The sequence below is a fragment of the Oceanidesulfovibrio marinus genome, from assembly GCF_013085545.1.
In the GTDB taxonomy this organism is placed as follows: domain Bacteria; phylum Desulfobacterota; class Desulfovibrionia; order Desulfovibrionales; family Desulfovibrionaceae; genus Oceanidesulfovibrio; species Oceanidesulfovibrio marinus.
On sequence record NZ_CP039543.1, the window covers coordinates 257,475 to 273,325 of the forward strand.

17 protein-coding genes are annotated in these 15,851 nt (G+C 63.8%); 3 read left to right on the plus strand and 14 right to left on the minus strand.

Annotation, left to right across the window (positions count from 1 at the left end):
• Positions 1–7: 7 nt before the first annotated feature.
• The 10 genes from E8L03_RS01110 to E8L03_RS01155 form a co-directional block, all read right to left on the minus strand.
• Positions 8–166 (minus strand): hypothetical protein, encoded by a 159-nt coding sequence (locus E8L03_RS01110; RefSeq protein WP_153307164.1) that lies wholly within the window; start codon positions 164–166, stop codon positions 8–10.
• A 43-nt stretch (positions 167–209) separates the two neighbouring features.
• Complete coding sequence (locus E8L03_RS01115) at positions 210–1,700, minus strand: monovalent cation/H+ antiporter subunit D family protein (protein WP_144234876.1); 1,491 nt, start codon at positions 1,698–1,700, stop codon at positions 210–212.
• 13 nt (positions 1,701–1,713) lie between these two features.
• Positions 1,714–3,222 (minus strand): proton-conducting transporter transmembrane domain-containing protein, encoded by a 1,509-nt coding sequence (locus tag E8L03_RS01120; RefSeq protein WP_171266327.1) that lies wholly within the window; start codon positions 3,220–3,222, stop codon positions 1,714–1,716.
• Positions 3,219–3,761, minus strand: coding sequence for a cation:proton antiporter subunit C (locus tag E8L03_RS01125; protein ID WP_144234874.1), 543 nt, complete (start codon positions 3,759–3,761; stop codon positions 3,219–3,221). Before E8L03_RS01125 ends, E8L03_RS01120 begins: the two co-directional genes overlap by 4 nt.
• 1 nt (position 3,762) lies before the next feature.
• Positions 3,763–4,593 (minus strand): hydrogen gas-evolving membrane-bound hydrogenase subunit E, encoded by an 831-nt coding sequence (gene mbhE / locus E8L03_RS01130; protein ID WP_144234873.1) that lies wholly within the window; start codon positions 4,591–4,593, stop codon positions 3,763–3,765.
• Complete coding sequence (locus E8L03_RS01135) at positions 4,590–4,835, minus strand: Na(+)/H(+) antiporter subunit B (RefSeq protein ID WP_144234872.1); 246 nt, start codon at positions 4,833–4,835, stop codon at positions 4,590–4,592. The genes mbhE and E8L03_RS01135 overlap by 4 nt, the downstream gene beginning before the upstream one ends.
• Before the next feature lies 1 nt (position 4,836).
• Positions 4,837–5,214 (minus strand): monovalent cation/H(+) antiporter subunit G, encoded by a 378-nt coding sequence (gene mnhG / locus E8L03_RS01140; RefSeq protein ID WP_144234871.1) that lies wholly within the window; start codon positions 5,212–5,214, stop codon positions 4,837–4,839.
• Positions 5,211–5,537 (minus strand): MrpF/PhaF family protein, encoded by a 327-nt coding sequence (locus E8L03_RS01145; RefSeq protein WP_144234870.1) that lies wholly within the window; start codon positions 5,535–5,537, stop codon positions 5,211–5,213. Before E8L03_RS01145 ends, mnhG begins: the two co-directional genes overlap by 4 nt.
• A gap of 1 nt (position 5,538) precedes the next feature.
• Entirely contained in the window at positions 5,539–6,012 is a 474-nt protein-coding gene (locus E8L03_RS01150) for a Na+/H+ antiporter subunit E (RefSeq protein ID WP_171266328.1), read from the minus strand.
• A gap of 393 nt (positions 6,013–6,405) precedes the next feature.
• Positions 6,406–7,281 carry a universal stress protein gene (locus E8L03_RS01155; RefSeq protein WP_171266329.1) on the minus strand — a complete coding sequence of 292 codons (876 nt, stop codon included), beginning with the start codon at positions 7,279–7,281 and terminating at the stop codon, positions 6,406–6,408.
• A 275-nt stretch (positions 7,282–7,556) separates the two neighbouring features.
• On the opposite strand from E8L03_RS01155, the gene E8L03_RS01160 reads away from it, so the two are divergent.
• On the plus strand, positions 7,557–8,159 hold the full coding sequence (locus E8L03_RS01160; RefSeq protein WP_144234867.1) for a TrmH family RNA methyltransferase: 603 nt from the start codon (positions 7,557–7,559) through the stop codon (positions 8,157–8,159).
• Positions 8,160–8,190: 31 nt separating this feature from the next.
• The gene (locus tag E8L03_RS01165) at positions 8,191–8,844 is read left to right on the plus strand and encodes a glycosyltransferase family protein (protein WP_171266330.1); all 654 of its coding nucleotides are present in this window, start codon (positions 8,191–8,193) and stop codon (positions 8,842–8,844) included.
• Positions 8,845–8,924: 80 nt separating this feature from the next.
• On the opposite strand, the gene E8L03_RS01170 is transcribed toward E8L03_RS01165, so the two are convergent.
• On the minus strand, positions 8,925–10,592 hold the full coding sequence (locus tag E8L03_RS01170) for a glycosyltransferase family 2 protein (RefSeq protein ID WP_171266331.1): 1,668 nt from the start codon (positions 10,590–10,592) through the stop codon (positions 8,925–8,927).
• A 166-nt stretch (positions 10,593–10,758) separates the two neighbouring features.
• Here E8L03_RS01170 and E8L03_RS01175 point away from each other — a divergent pair, with 166 nt between their 5' ends.
• Positions 10,759–12,450 carry a glycosyltransferase gene (locus E8L03_RS01175; protein ID WP_171266332.1) on the plus strand — a complete coding sequence of 564 codons (1,692 nt, stop codon included), beginning with the start codon at positions 10,759–10,761 and terminating at the stop codon, positions 12,448–12,450.
• Between the two features lie 213 nt (positions 12,451–12,663).
• On the opposite strand, the gene E8L03_RS01180 is transcribed toward E8L03_RS01175, so the two are convergent.
• The 3 genes from E8L03_RS01180 to gmd form a co-directional block, all read right to left on the minus strand.
• A complete protein-coding gene (locus E8L03_RS01180) occupies positions 12,664–12,996 on the minus strand; it encodes a DUF2250 domain-containing protein (RefSeq protein WP_171266333.1) in 333 nt (110 codons plus the stop codon).
• 155 nt (positions 12,997–13,151) lie between these two features.
• Entirely contained in the window at positions 13,152–14,588 is a 1,437-nt protein-coding gene (locus tag E8L03_RS01185) for a mannose-1-phosphate guanylyltransferase/mannose-6-phosphate isomerase (RefSeq protein WP_171266334.1), read from the minus strand.
• Positions 14,589–14,661: 73 nt separating this feature from the next.
• Positions 14,662–15,807, minus strand: a complete 1,146-nt coding sequence (gene gmd / locus E8L03_RS01190; protein WP_171266335.1) for a GDP-mannose 4,6-dehydratase — start codon at positions 15,805–15,807, stop codon at positions 14,662–14,664.
• Positions 15,808–15,851: the final 44 nt, after the last annotated feature.

Genomic DNA, 15,851 nt, shown 5'->3' on the forward strand with positions numbered 1-15,851 from the left:
CGGACTCCTAGTGGTGTCCCCCGCCGCCAGCGGAGAGGGTCATGAACAGCACGAGGGCAACATACGCCGCGCAGAGGGCCAGTGAGACATAGTAGGCCGTGCGGTAGGGCGGCACGTTGTTGTGCTCGATGCGTCCGTCGGTGCGCTTGATATTCGTTTCCGACATGGTTCGTATTTTCCCGTCGTTTCCAGTGGCTGCGATGCGCAGTCTACATGCCCAGCAACGCCTGTGTCATCATCTTCGCAAGGTCCATGAACGGGCCCGGATGGAACAGCAGAAGAATGGAGACGATGGCGGTGACGATGGGCGGAGCAATACAGAGGAAGGGCGCTTCTTTGACGCCTGCCTCGAATTGCGACTCACTCGGTTTGCAGAAAAAGGCGCGGTAGACGATAGGCATGAAGTACGCCGCATTGAGCAGGCCGCTGGTCAGAATCACGACCACGAAGATCGGTTCGTTGGCCTGCAGGGAGCCCTGCAGCAGGTACCACTTGCTGATGAAGCCGGCGCACGGCGGCAGCCCGATAATGGACAGTGCGCCGATGAAGAAGGCGGTCATTGTCCAGGGCATGCGCCGGCCGATGCCGGTCATCTCGCTGATCTTGCTCTTGCCCGTGGCTACGAAGATGGCGCCCGCGCACATGAAGAGGGTGATCTTACCAAAGGCGTGCAGGGCGATGTGCATCATGCCGCCGGTGAGCCCCTTGGGCGTGAGCAGGCCGGCGCCGAGCACGATGTAGGAGAGCTGGGCGATGGTGGAGAAGGCCAGCCGCCGTTTGAGGCCGTCCTGCGAGATCGCAATGAGCGACGCCGTAATCATGGTTACGCCAGCAATGACCAGGATGACGATCCGCAGGTTCATGTGCACAAGTATGTCCGCGCCGAAGACCATGGTGACCACGCGGAAGATGGAGAACGCACCGACCTTGACCACGGCCACGGCGTGCAGCAACGCGGAGACCGGCGTGGGCGCGACCATGGCTGCGGGCAGCCACGAGTGCAGCGGCATGAGACCGGCCTTGGCGAATCCGAACAGGAACATGACCAGCAGGATGCCGATGAGCGTGGTGTGGTTGGCCATGTCCGGCAGCGAAGAGAGGATGCCGTGGGGCACGAAGTTGAGCGTGCCGGCGAGCATGTAGACGATGAGCATGGCCGGCAGGGCCAGACCGATGGACGAGCCCACGATGTAGAACAGGTACTTGCGGCCCGAGGATCGCGCTTCCTTGTCCTGGTGATGCGTGACCAGGGGGTAGGTGGCGAAGGAGAGCATCTCGTAGAAGAGATACAGGGTGAAGAGGTTGGCCGCGAAAGCCACGCCGATGGTGGCGGAGAGCGCCAGGGCGAAGAAGGTGAAGTAGCGCGTCTGGCTGTGCTCATGCTCGGCGCGCATGTAGCCTACGGAGTAGGCGCTGGTCAGTATCCACAGTGAGGAGGAGACCAGGGCGAAGAGCATGCCCATGGGGTCCACGCGGAAGGCCAGGGATGCGCCGGGCAGGACCTCGGCCACGGTGTAGGAGATCGTGTGTCCGGCCAGCACCGTGGGCAGCATGGAGACCACGAGCCCGAATTTCACGAACGCGGCGACGAAAGTCCAGGCCTCGCGTGCGTTGGGGGATTTGGCTGAGACGATTCCCGGTACCGCCACAAGAGAGACGAGGACAGCCAGGAAGGGGGTCATCGAGACGATGGTATCCATGGGATTCACAGTATCAGTGCAGGCTTGCGGGCAGCGCGGTTTCGATGATGGCGACGAGTTTCGAGTTCAACAGCCCCAGAACCACGAGACCGACAGCCGACACCATGAGCGGCGCGACCATGGAGGCCGGCGCCTCGGACATGGCGATGGCCGGCCGGATCGGGTGGCCGTGGCTGTCGGCGCCGCTGGGCCAGGGTTGGAAAAAGCCGATTTCAAATATCCGGAAGAAGAGCACGACGTTGATCAGGCTGGAGAGGATGAGCGCGACCACGAACTCGATGTGACCGCCCTGCAGCGCGCCCAGGATGAGGTACCACTTGCTGAAGAAGCCGCAGGTGGGGGGCACGCCGATCATGGCGATGGCTCCGAGCACGAAAGCGCTCATGGTGAACGGCATGCGGGAGAAGGCGCCCTGCATCCGGGTGAAGTCCAGCCGGCCCATCTTGTAGGTCATGCAGCCGGCCGCCATGAACATGGTCAGGGTCATGGCCGCGTCGTTTATCACGTGGAGCACCGCGCCGGTCATGCCGATGCGGTTGCCCAGCCACGCGCCGCCCACCATGTAGCCCACCTCGGCTATCAGGATGTACGTGAGCATGCGCGTCAGGTTCTTGGAGGAGAGGGCCATGAGCCCGCAGATGACGATGGCCGCCGAGGCCATGATGACAAGCACCTCGTCCAGCACACCTTCATCAAACACGAGATGCGGCGAGAACACGGTGAGCATCATGCGGATCATCACGTAGACCATGACCTTGGTGGTCATGGGCGCGATGAGCCCGGCCGCCGGGGAGCCGGCGTTGGAGTACGCGTTGGGCAGCCAGCCGTGCGCCGGGAAGAAGGCCATCTTGATGAGGATGCCCGAGAGAATCAGGCCGAAGGCCGCGATGATCGTGGGCGTGGCGCCCAGAGTGCCGATGATCGAGGCGAGGTCGGCCATGTTCAGCGTGCCGGTCTGGATGTAGAGGAAGCCCACGCCCAGCAAATAGAAGGACGCGCCGATGGTGCCGATGAACAGGTAGTTGAGCGTGGAGAGCGGCGCGCGCGCCCTGCCCCAGCCCAGCAGCGAGTAGGCGGAGAGGGCGGAGATCTCAAGCAGCACGTAGAGGTTGAACGCGTCGCCCGTTATCACCATGCCCAGGTGCCCGGTCACGCACAGAAGGTACAGCGTGTAGAACGAGCCTTCCTTGCCGGCGTAGTCCAGCCGGACCGAGGGCCGCGTGCCGATGAGGTTGATCAGCGCGGCGCAGGAGACAATGGCCAGCACCAGGGCGTTGAGGCCGTCGATGTAGTAGGCGATGCCCACAGGCGGAGCCCAGTCGCCCATCTTGTAGAGCACGGGGCCGTGCATGGCCACCTGCACTGCCAGAGCAATGGCGGTGGCGGCGCACAGCGACATGCTGATGACCGTTGCGGGGAACGCGGCGTCGCGATTACGCCACGTGAGCAGCGTTACGACAAAGGCCGACAGCAGGGGGATGGCCACGAGCAGGGCCGGCAGCTGGTGTATTAGCGCACTCATTGCCGAATCTTTTCGAGGATCACGTCCTCGTCCAATGTGTTATATTCTTTGTAGATCTTCATAGCCAAAGCCAGCGCCACGCCCAGGGTCGCCACCGAGACCACAATGGCAGTGAGCATGAGCACGTGAGGCAGCGGGTTGATGTAATCCGCCGCATTGATGCCGGCGTGCGATGCTGCGTCGAGCGCCGAGTGCATGGCGTCGCCGGTGGCGTTCACAGCGCCGTGCACCATCTCCTTTGTCGCATTCACGGCGTTGTGCACTGCGCCGGCCGCTGCATGGGTCGCATCCGCCGCGGCGTGTGCGCCGTGCTCTTCCCCGCCCCCGTGGTGCTCTAGGATAGGCAGGGTGGCGTCACGCTTCACAGATATGGAGATGTAGAAGAGAATGATCGCGCTCTGGAAGATGGACATGCCCAGGATCTTCTTGGCGAGATTGATCTTGGCGAGCATTGCCCACAGGCCGATCATCATCAGAATAATGAAGCCCAGATAATTGTACTTGTGGGCGAAGATGTCTGATAGCGCATCGACGACCATTTTACAGACCCTCCTCACAACGACCCATGGAGACCAGGAAGTTGTAGAGCAATATCATGGTCGACATGACCGTCATGGCCACGCCGATCTCCACCACGAGGATGCCGAAGGATCGGGAGGCCACGGGTGAAAGCTGGAAGACCGGCGCCAGGACCGAGTAGTCCAGGAAGTTTCCGCCAAGCGCCATGCAGGCGGCTCCGGTGCCGGCGTAGAGCAGAACGCCGCCGGCGAGCATGGTGAACATGACGCGTTCCAGATAGCGGTCGCAGGCGGTCTGCAGGTCATGGGCGATGGCGTAGAGGATGTACGCCGCGCCGAGGATGACGCCGCCCTGGAAGCCGCCGCCCGGGCTGTGGTGGCCATGGGCGACCACGTAGAGCGCGAACAGTTGGATAAAGGGGACGAGAATCCGCGAGACCTTGGACGTGACCACGTCGAAGCGCGCGCGAGGGCTCTCCACCCGCCGGAAACTGGAGCCCGGAGGCAGCCGCTTGGGTCCGGTTATGCGCAGGACCACGCCGGATTCGAGATGGCGGTAGAGCCGTTCGTCACGCGTGCGGTAGCACACCAGAACGCGCAGCAGAAAGAAGCAGGCCATGGCCGCGGTGAAGACCACCGCCGTTTCGAACATGGTGTCGAATCCGCGGTAATCGGCCAGAAGCGCGGTGACCACGTTGGGCACCGAGGTGTCTTCGAGAGAGTGCTCGATGTAGTACGGCGACAGGTGCGAGGAGGCCGGGGAGCTCGGATCGCCCCACTTGGGGAAGTCCGTAAGCACGTAGACCAGCACGAGGCCGAAAACCAGCACGAGGACAAGCGAAACCTTCTTCAATCCTTTGTCCTCCTCGTGGTGCGGAAGACCGCCGCGATGAAGAGCACCGTGGAAACGCCGGCGCCGACGCTCGCCTCGGTGAAGGCGACGTCCACCGCGCCCATCACGGCCCAGAGCACACACATCATGAAGCTGTAGATGCCGAAGAATATGGCCGCGCCGAGCATGTCCTTGATCTGGATCGCGGCTATTGCGCTGATGATCACCAGCGTGAGCACGAAGTTGTCGATCTGCCAGAACATGCTAACGAGCCTCCTCGCGTGTGGATTGCTTCACAGAGGCGGTGGACATCATGCCGGAGCGCGCATGCTTGCGCCACGGCGGCAGGCCGCCCACCAGACCGGCGTCCAGGATGGCGTGCGTGGCCGTGGGCGAGGCGATGAACACGAAGACCACGGCGAGCATGATTTTGAACGCCACCTGGAGCTTGTCCAGATCGAAGCCATGCAGGTTGTACAGCGCCAGGCCGAAGAGCATGGCCAGGGCGCCCAGGGTGTCGAGCTTACCGGCCGCGTGCAGACGCGTGTAGAAGTCCGGGAAGCGGAGAATGCCGATCGTGCCACCGAAGTAGAAGATGAGTCCCACTATCATGAACACGATGACGAAGATGTTGAGAATCATGCGCGTCTCTCCTTCTCCTCGGACAGACTGGACAGGGAGTTTTGGCCCGGTTCGCTTTGCAGGCCCCTGCGCTTGTAGAAGTATTTGGCTGCGGCGAGGACCGCGATGAAGTTGAGCATGGCGTACGCCAGGGCGATGTCCACGAACATGTCCTCGCGGCCGAAGAGGAAGCCGATGATGATCAGCAGGACCACGGTCTTGGAGCCCACTGCGTTCACGCTGATGATCCTGTCGAGAACCGTGGGGCCGACAATGCCCCGGTACATGGACATGATCATGATCAGCACGAGGGCCATGCCGGAGTAAAGCAGGAACGTTTCCATCCTAGTCCTCCCCGAACACGTGGGCCACGCGGTCTTCCATCTCGCCCGGCAGGCCGGCGGCCAGCTTTTCGTCCAGCGCGTGCACGGTGAACGTGCCGTTCCAGTCCACGTCCACGGTGATGGTGCCCGGCGTCAGGGTGATGGAGTTGGCGAAGGTGACCTGCGCCACGCGGCTCTTGAGTCTGCTCTTGAAGTGGAAAATGCGCGGATCGATCAGCTCCCGCATGCGCGGGTGGCAGGCCAGGTACAGCACCCAGAGGTTGGCCTTGACGATCTCCCAGAGCAGCCACGGGATGTAGAGCGGGAAGCGATACCAGGCCACGTTGCGATTCTTGTCGACAGGCGCAGTGCCGAAGAGCATGTCCGACGAGAACCAAGCAACGATGGCGCTGGAGATTACTCCGAGGGTGAGATGGAACGAGTCGCGCATGTTGGATAGCACGAGCCACGTGATCATCATCAGTACGAAAGTCATGAGGACGGCCAGCGGCCTGCGCTTTGTGCGATAGGCTCCGGAGGATGCTTCGCCCGTGTGACGCGAAGATTCCGACGGAAGTGCGCATGCCGGACCCTGCCAAAGGGTCTCGCTGGTCTCGTACTGTTCTGGAATGGGGGAGGTGTTCTTGGAATTGTCAGCCATGGGTTCAAGCAACCAACTGGTCGAGTCGTTACAAGCGGCGTTAACAGGGACAGCCAAGGCCCCTAGTCATGCCCCAGAACTTTCGTTTGCGCAACACGCTTGCGACAAAAACGACAAAATCTAGAGTTTCTCAAGGGCGGGAAGCAAGAAACCACGCGCCTTGATACGGGGTGCATTTTTTTTGAGAAAACGTATCCAAGGCGTGTGAAGACAGCATCCGGAGAACGGCTACTTGCTGATCCACAGCGCAAAGTCATCGATTCGGCGCAGCAGCCCCGTGGATACGGAGCCCGGAAAAAGGCGCTCCATGGTGCCGGGCGCTCCGGCGGCGCGTCCCGTGGCCACGGCCGTATAATTGCCTGCTTTTCCCTTGTTCAGGATGGCGGTCACCGGGTTGCGCGCTTCCGCCACCTCCTGGCCGATGAGGTCTGCGTCCATGCCGGCCTCCACCATCAGGCTCCTGGCCTGATCGAACACGGTGTCCGGATCGGTCGCGTCGTCCGGCGTGCGCACGTGGAACATGGTCACCCTGTGCCGGCGCATGCCCTCCAGCATGAAGCCCACATGGTCGGCCATGCGCATGGAGGAGTCGGTGTCGTCCACGCAGAGCAGAATGTCGCGGTTCAGTCCTGTCTCCGGCCGTCGGCATATCCATACCGGAAAGTCGATCTCTCCCCACAGGATGCGGTGGCTCACGCTGTCCTCGATGAGCTCGCCGAACCAGGACACCCCGCGCCGGCCCAACACGCAGGCGTCGTAGAGCCCCACGTGCGCTTCTTTGCTGATCTCCCGCACCGTGCCGTGCTTCGAGTACACGACCTTGGTCTCCACCTTGTCCGGCCTGCAGCCACTCTCCACGATCCACCTGCGGGCATGCTCCAGGGCGCGCTTGCCGCTGGAGTCCTTGATCTTGTCCATGTGGGCCACGGCCTGGCGCGTGGGCGCGAGGTCTCTGGCGTCGAGCATCCACTCCGGAGCGCGCGGCACCACGTAGAACAGGGTCAGCCGCACGTCGCACAACTCCTCGAAGAAGTGGCGGATGAAGCGCAGGTTGTACGAGGCTTCCTGATCGTTGGATATGGTCAACAGCAAATGCTTTTCCATGAGCGTCCTTCAGTAGAAACCATCCCATACACGCTTTTCGTCCCGTGGCGGCGTCGGCTCCCTTCGCGATGGTCTATATTAAAGGATAGACTTCCTCCGCGCGGAGCTCGCCTTGCCACAGGCCCAAATTTCCATGTATGCGATGGGCTCCGGTATCCTGTTTTATGGCTGGTTCGTTCTGGACGATACCATATCATGCGGTCGAGTCCACTTTCATATGTGGCGGAAGCCGAACTTGCGGAATCCTCCGGCTTTGCGTAATCCATCAGCCGATCATGGCCAGAAATCCCAATCTTCCCCCTTCCGAACGACGGCTCGCGCGTATCCGCTACGTGCTTGCCCGGCGGCAGAAGGACCTCACCCTGGTCCTCTCCAATATCCACGACCCGCACAATGTGTCGGCCATCTACCGCAGCTGTGACGCCTTTGGCGTGCACAAGGTCCACCTGCACTACACGGACACCGCCTTCCCCACCCTGGGGCGCAAGTCCTCCGGGTCGGCGCGCAAGTGGGTGGAGACCGTGCGCCACAAGGACCGCGACGCCCTGGCAGCAGCCCTGCGCGAGGCAGGCTCCTATGTCATCGCCACTGGCTTTTCCGAGACTGCCCGGCCACTTACCGATTTTGACTTCACGAAGCCCACGGCCATCATCTTCGGCAACGAGCACGACGGCGTGGAGGACGAGCTCAAGGAGATCGCCCACGCCGAAGCGTATATTCCCATGATGGGCATGGTCCAGTCGCTCAATGTCTCCGTGGCCGCCGCCGTTACGCTGTTCGAGGCGTGGCGCCAGCGCAACGAGGCCGGCATGTACGATACGCCCAGCTTCCCGCCGGAGGAGCTCGCCGCCCTGGAAGCGGCGTGGTGCAAGCGCTGACCGGCTCCTTCCCGCGGCATACGAGGTTCTAATGGACGCGCCGCGCTACACCGTCATCACTCCCAGCCGGGGCAACAGGCCGCGCGCTTTGGCCCTGGCCATAGACAGCGTGCGCGCCGCGGCCGACTCGGCCGGCGTGTCCGTGGAGATTCTCGTGGGCTTCGACGGCGTGCGAGGCGAGCGCGTTCGCGACTACCCCTTCCTCCGCTACGTGGATTTCCCCCGCGTTGGCTACTTCGGCAACTACATCCGCGACGCTTTCATCAATGTAGCCAAAGGTACGCGTCTGCTCTTTGTGGATGACGACAACGCCGTCACGCCGGACGCCTTTGCCATCTGGGAGCGCCACCTGGACGCCGAGCTCGTCATCGGCCGCATCGACGTGTCCCGCGCTTTTCCGGACGTGGGCGTGCTGCCGCGTCCCGGCGACCCCGAGCCCTCCGCCATCATCCGGCCGGGCAACGTGGACCCGCTCTGCCTCTGCCTCTCCGCCGACCTCGTCTTCCGAGCCGGCGGCTGGCGCGACCAGGGCGGCTACGAGTCCGACTTCGTCAATATCCACCGTTATCAGCGCCGCGCCGACTCCATCGAAATCATCGACGACCTCGTTGGCGTCTACGACGCCGGCGCCGGCCTTGACGCCGGGGGCATGAACCCCCGACAGCAGCAACGGCGCGCTACATAATCTTTCACGATTGCACGATAAAGAACCGAGAGGGGAACCTTTCGCAAAAAATCCAAAGGCTTTCCCCTTGTCATAAAGAGTCAGCGATTCTCACCAAACGTGCTGATGAGGCGGCCGAGCTTGGCGAGGAGGTCGCTGCGCATGGCCTGCTGGTCGGCATGGACAATGGCTTTGACGCTATCTTTGGAGAACAGGCCTTCGAGCTTGATCTTGTTGCCGTGGATGTGGGCGCTTTTGGCCGGGTCGTCGGCCTGGGCCATGCTGGAGTGCTGCATGTGCCGGACGGCGACGTGGCCGGTGTAGAAGGCCGGGCGGCCGGCGGCGCAGGACCGCAGGTCGCGTTCGAGGTCGTCGAACTGGCTGGGGTTGAAGCGGATGTCGAAGAAGCCCACGGCGTCGAGGCTTTCGCGCGGGATGAGGTGGCAGCAGCCCGTGACGTGGCAGCAGGAGCGGGAGTACTCGAACAGGCCCATCTCCCTCTCGCGCAGGCAGTTGTCGGCCGGGTGGATATTCTCCTCCATGTCGGCGAACTGCGAGCCGCAGGCCTCCGTGGGGTGGAGGTGGAAGTCCGCGGCCTGGCAGCGATAGGGCGGCGTGTGATCGGTCACGTGACAGCCCACGGCGCTCACGTCCGGGTGCTGTCGCAGGGCCGCCATGAGCGTGGCCAGCCAGGTATCGTGCTCCGGCAGGGCATCGTCGTCCAGGAAAGCCACGGCCGGAACGTCGGCGAGCTCTGGCATGGAGAGTAGCCAGTTGCGGGCGGCCGGCGCGCCGATGTTCACGGGCAGGGTTTCTATTTGAAAGCGGCCGCCGGGCCAGGAGTCGCGGTGCCGGGCCAGCACCTGGGGCGTGGCGTCGGTGGCGCCGTTGTCCAACACGATGACGCGTGCGCCGCAGAGCTCGGTCTCCTTGAGCCGGGAGAGGGCTGTGTCCAGCACGTCGGCCTTGTTCCAGGAATAGAGCAGAATGGCACTGCGGCCGGCGGCCTCGCGGTCGTCCGCGTTTGGCGGCGGCGGTGGGGAGAGCAGGTCGTGGAGCATGAGCGCGAGGTTGGTGTGCCACGGTATCTCGCGCCACAGGGCGGCGTAGGCGGCCATGGCCTCGTCGGCGCCGCCTTCGGTCTGCGTAAGCCGGGCCAGGCAATGGGCGCGCCACAGGCCGAATATGGCGGGCTCCACAGCCTCGATGTATGGCCGGGACTCGGCCGGGGGCAGGGCATGGAAGGCCCACTCCGCCTCCAGCCGGGTACGCACCGGCGCGGGCAGGCCGGAGAAGTCGGCGAGCAGGGCGCGGGATTCGTCCCAGGCTCCGGCGTCTAATAATCTGTTAAAGGCGATGCCGCAGTAGGCCGGCGCTCCAGTCTCCCTGGAGCGTTTCTGGACGGCGGCACGCAGCTCCTCTTCCGGCATGCCGTACAGATCTTCCCAGAACTCGGTGTCCACAGACTCGGGACCGGGCATGAACTTGTGCAGGGCACGGGCTGTGACGCGGGCAGGCGGCGGCAGCTGGAATGCGGCGCCGTCCAGCGACAGGTAGGGGCCGAGCAGCGTGACGTCCAAAGGAGCCCGTTGCCACGACCAGTCCAGCATGCCCACGAGGAAAGGGAGGACGTTCGGATCGCCGGCGACATGGTCCGAGGCGAGGTGGATGAGGTTTTGGCCCAGGGATCCTTCCACGCCCAGCCTCCACATGGGAATGGTGACGTCGAGCGCGGCAAAGGATGCGAGTTTGAGGGGGAACGGGAGCATGGCGAATCGTGTTGGGTGAAATCCTTGCTTGAAGCAGCCGGCCTGGGGTAGCAGGCGGGTGGCGCATGCGAGAAGCCGGCGCTGGAACTATGAAGCCGGACACCGCCAGACCTTCGGAGAATCGGCTCTGGAAGGGCTCTTGTCAACATAAGGAGACGACACGATCGTGGATTCCTCGACCAATCAATCCATATTCCACAGGCCGGAGCTGCTGCCGGAACCCCTGCGGCGGAACCTGCTGACAGGCACGGACGGCCGCTTTCAACTGCTGGGGCTGGCGCAGGAGGCGCTGCAGTCCGGGGACGAGAAGCTCGTGGTGCTCGGAGTGGACTTCCTGCTCGCCGCATTCGAGCACGACCCGCTGGATGGCGCCATTGCCGGGCAGATTCTGCAGGTGGTGGAGAACTCGCCCCTGGTGAGCGACGGCGTGAAGAACCTCCTGCGGGCATCCACCACGGCGGCCGGGGAGGCACCGGATACGACCTACCTGAACCGGCTGAAGCTGGCCGGGGACCTGGACGCCGTGCGCGCGTACATCGAGGAGCAGCTTGCCGATCAGGGCGGCGTTGTTTGGCTGAAGGAGGCCGTGGGGCTGGGTGCGTACCGCGGCGAGTGGGAGTGGGTGCGCGGCGTGGTCGCCGGATACCAGGGGCCGGCCCCTGCCTGGGCCATGGCCAAGCTGCGCGGTGACCTCGCCTTTCTGGCCGGGGATTATGGCGACGCGGCCGAGGCGTACGCCGCCTCCCTGAACGAGGTGGAGACGGCTCTGGTCTTTGCGCGGCTGGGCGAGACCCTGCGCCAAATGGGCAAGAAGGACGAAGCGCATACGGCCTGGGCGCGGTCCATGACCATGCGGCCGTGGCAGGTGAACCTCCTTCTGCGGCTGCACGACAGCATTCTGGATGACGCCGGATCGTCCAAAAAGCTGGACGGCGGCGTGGCCGTTCTGCTGTATACATACAATAAGGCCGCGGATCTGGACGCGACGTTGACGGCCCTGGCAGAGAGCGACGCCGTGGCCAAGGGCTCGGGCGCGGACTCGTGCATCATTCACGTTCTGGACAACGGCTCCACCGATGCCACGGCCGAGGTGCTGGCCAAATGGGGCGAGACCCTGGGCGAGCGGTTCGGCTTCACCCGGTTGCCGGTGAACATCGGCGCGCCGGCCGCGCGCAACTGGCTGCTGGGCCTGGATGTTGTGCAGGCGTGCCGGTACGTGGCGTTTCTTGACGACGATGCGCATCTGCCGCCAGCGTGGCTGGACGCGCTGGCCGCTGCCGTGGAGCGTTACCCCGAGGCCGGGGTGTGGGGCTGCAAGGTAGTGGACGCGGCCAACCCGACAGTGCTGCAGAGCGTGGACCTGCACCTCTCCGATCCGCCGCCCAAGGGCGCGCAGGCCGACCCGGAAGCGCTGGACTACCAACGCCGCTTCAAGGTCTCCAACCTCCAGCACCAGGACCTGGACTTCGGGCAGTTCGACTACTGCCGGCCCTGCCACTCCGTGACCGGCTGCTGCCACCTCTTCCTGCGTGAACGGCTGGAGGCGGCCGGCCCGTTCGACATCCGCTTCTCGCCCACGCAGTATGACGACCTGGAGCACGACCTGCGGTTGTGCGACGCCGAAAAGTTCCCGGTATACCAGGGCTTGCTGCGGGTGGACCACGCCAAGACCAGCGGCCGCGAAAGCCGCAACGACCCCCGCGCCACGGCCGGGGCCATGGCCAACCTCTACAAGCTGCAGATGCTCTACAGCAAGGACCAGCTCACGGCCATGCGCGCCAGGCTGACCGAGACCCTGGCCCAGGACCTGACAGCCAAACGCGACGCCCTGGTGCAGGCCGGCGTGCTGGAAGGATAATGGCTGCTGTTCAGTAATAAGACGGCATGCCTCCGGCCTAGTCAGCCGAACATGCCTCTGGCGGATCGGGGGACTCTGTCCCCCGTCCCCCTGCCGGGGAACACTGTTCCCCGGACCCAGAGCTAGTGGCTTTTGACCTTAAATAAGGGTCAAGGGAGCTTAGCTCCCTTGCGGGGTGCCAAGGGGCAGCGCCCCTTGTTTCTTCGTCTATTGCTACTTGGATGCGCGTTTATAGACCGGCGTGAGCGCCACGTCCGGCGCGTGGTCCAGGCCGCGAGCGAAGCGCTTTCCCTTTTTTGTGGGCCGGTAGTAGGTGTGGTTCATATGCTTGGTCACGGTGCCGCCCTCCGGGGTCTGGTAGGTGACGAAGGTTCCGGGCACGCGCTCCACCAGGCTTGCGGTCTCCAGCGCCTTGATCGCGGCGCGCACCTCGTCCCACTGCGACTCCTCCAGCCCCAGCACCTCGGCCAGCTTTTTCACGTACGCCGGCCCCACCATCTGGAGATAGTAGACGATCTTGGTTTGTATTGCGTTGGGCTTGGCCATTTGTAAGACGTTTTATTTTTAGAAGAAGATGTCTCCGGCCCCCCAAAAACTGGGGGCTCTGACCCCTTAGTTAAGGGTCAAGGGAGCTTAGTTCCCTTGCGGGGAGCGCGAGGGGCGGTGCCCCTCGTTCTTAACATATAGTATCCAATTCCTTTTCAGCGCACTTTCTGCGGCATGCCGCTGCGGCCGTAGACATCGCCCAGGCGGACGATGTCGTCTTCGCCCAGGTAGCTGCCGGTCTGGACCTCGATGAGCTCCAGGGGGATGCGGCCCGGGTTGTGCAGCCGGTGCACGGTGCCCAGGGGGATGTAGGTGGACTGGTCTTCGGTGAGGATGATCTCGTCCTCGCCGCGGGTGACCAGGGCCGTGCCTTTGACCACCACCCAGTGCTCGGCGCGGTGGTGGTGCTTCTGCAGGGAGAGGGTCGCCCCAGGTTTGACCTCGATGCGTTTGACCTGGAAGCGGTCGGCGATGTCGACATTCTCGTAGGAGCCCCAGGGGCGGTAGACCTTGCGGTGGACGAACGCCTCGCTGCGATCGCTCTGCTGGAGCCGCTCCACAATGGCCTTGATGTCCTGCACGCGGTCCTTGGGCGCCACGAGCACGGCGTCCGTTGTTTCCACGATGACGTGGCCGCTCACGCCCACGGCGGCGACCATGCGGCTGGTGGCGTTGATGTACGAGTCCTCGACGTCCTCCACGAGCACGTTGCCGTCCAGGGCGTTGCCGTGCTCGTCTTTGGTCTTGATCTCCCAGAGCCCGGTCCAGGAGCCGACGTCGCTCCAGTCCGCATCCAGTGGAATGACCACGGCGTCGGACGTTTTCTCCATGATGGCGTAATCGACGGAGTTGTCGGGCGCTTTGGTAAAGGCGTCGGCATCGAGCCGCAGGAAGTCGAGGTCGGCTTTGGCGTTTTGAAATGCGGTCCGGCATGCCGCGAGGATGTCCGCGTCAAGGGTCTCCAACTCGTGCAGATAGCGGTCGGCCCTGAACATGAACATGCCGCTGTTCCAGAGATACTCGCCGGAGTCGAGATACTGCTGCGCCGTTGCGGCGTTCGGCTTTTCCACGAAGGAGCCAACGGTAAAGACGTCTGCCGCGTTGTCCAGCGATGCGGCCTTCTGGATGTAGCCGTAGCCGGTCTCGGCCGCCGTGGGCACCACGCCGAAGGTGATGAGCTTGCCTTGCCGGGCCGCATCGATGCCGGCCTGCACGGCCGCGGTAAAGTTGTCGGTGTTGCGGATGACGTGGTCCGCCGGCATGACGAGGAGCATGGCGTCCTGATCCTGCTCCAGGGCGCGCAGGGCGGCCACGGCCACTGCCGGGGCGGTGTTCCGGGCCACGGGTTCCAGGATGATCGCGGCGGCCTTCGCGTCTATCAGGCGGAGCTGCTCGGCCACGAGGAAGCGGTGCTCCTCGTTACAGAGGATGAGCGGGCTGTCCGTGCCCGGCAGGGCGCCGGCGCGCAGCACTGTGGTCTGGAACATGGTCGTGGAGTCGACGAGGGGGAGGAACTGCTTGGGGTAGAGCTTTCGGGACAAAGGCCAGAGCCGGGTGCCGGAGCCGCCGCAGAGGATGACAGGACAAATCATGCAAGCCCTCCCTGTGGGCAATGGTGCGCGGGTGCCGGTGTGCCGGGGGGGACACACCGCGGGAATGCCCGCGCTATTCGTAGTGGTCGAACGTGGGGAAGCCGCCCAGCCGGCAGACCTCGTCACGGGCGGCGAGCTTCAAGTCTTCCTGAACCATCTCCTGGACCATTTTTTCGAAGGTGATTTTTGGCTCCCACCCCAACTTCTCCTTGGCCAGGGAGGGATCGCCCAGCAGATTGTCCACCTCGGTGGGCCGGAAGTAGCGCGGGTCCACGGCCGCGATGACATCGCCGGGCTTGAGCTTCGGGTTGATACGCGCGTTGCTCAGAATGGCGTCGGAGACGGCAGGGTCCACGGCTGCGACCACGCCTTGTTCGTCCAGGCCCTCGCCCTGCCAGGCGACCTCGATGCCCAGGTTGGCCGCCGCAGCCGTTACGAAGTCGCGCACGGAGAACTGCCGGCCCGTGGCGATGACGTAGTCGGCCGGTTCTTCCTGCTGCAGCATGAGCCACTGCATTTCCACGTAGTCCTTGGCGTGGCCCCAGTCGCGCTTGGCGCTGAGATTGCCCAGGTAGACGATATCCTGCAATCCAAGGATGATGCGCGCCAGGGCGCGGGTGATCTTACGGGTGACAAAGGTCTCGCCGCGCAGGGGGGACTCGTGGTTGAAGAGGATGCCGTTGCAGCCGTAGATGCCGTACGCCTCGCGGTAGTTCACGGTGATCCAGTAGGCGTAGAGCTTGGCGCAGGCGTACGGGGAGCGCGGGTAGAAGGGGGTGGTCTCCTGCTGGGGCGACTCCTGCACCAGGCCGAAGAGCTCGGAGGTGGAGGCCTGGTAGAACCGGGTCGTGTCGCCCAGGCCCAGGATGCGGATGGCCTCCAGCAGGCGGAGCGCGCCCAGGGCGTCGGCGTTGGCCGTGTACTCCGGCTCCTCGAAGGAGACCTTCACGTGGCTTTGCGCGGCCAGGTTGTACAGCTCGTCCGGCTGCACCTCCTGGATGACGCGGATGAGGTTGGTGGAGTCAGTGAGATCGCCGTAGTGGAGGATGAACCGGCGGTCCTCCTCGTGCGGATCGCGGTAGAGGTGGTCGATGCGGTCCGTGTTGAAGAGGGAGGAGCGGCGCTTGAGGCCGTGGACCTCGTAGCCCTTGTCCAAAAGGAACTCGGCGAGGTAGGCGCCGTCCTGGCCGGTTATTCCGGTAATAAGTGCTTTTTTCATGAGATCCCTGATGGCTTCGGCAATAGATACAATTTCCGCTGGCT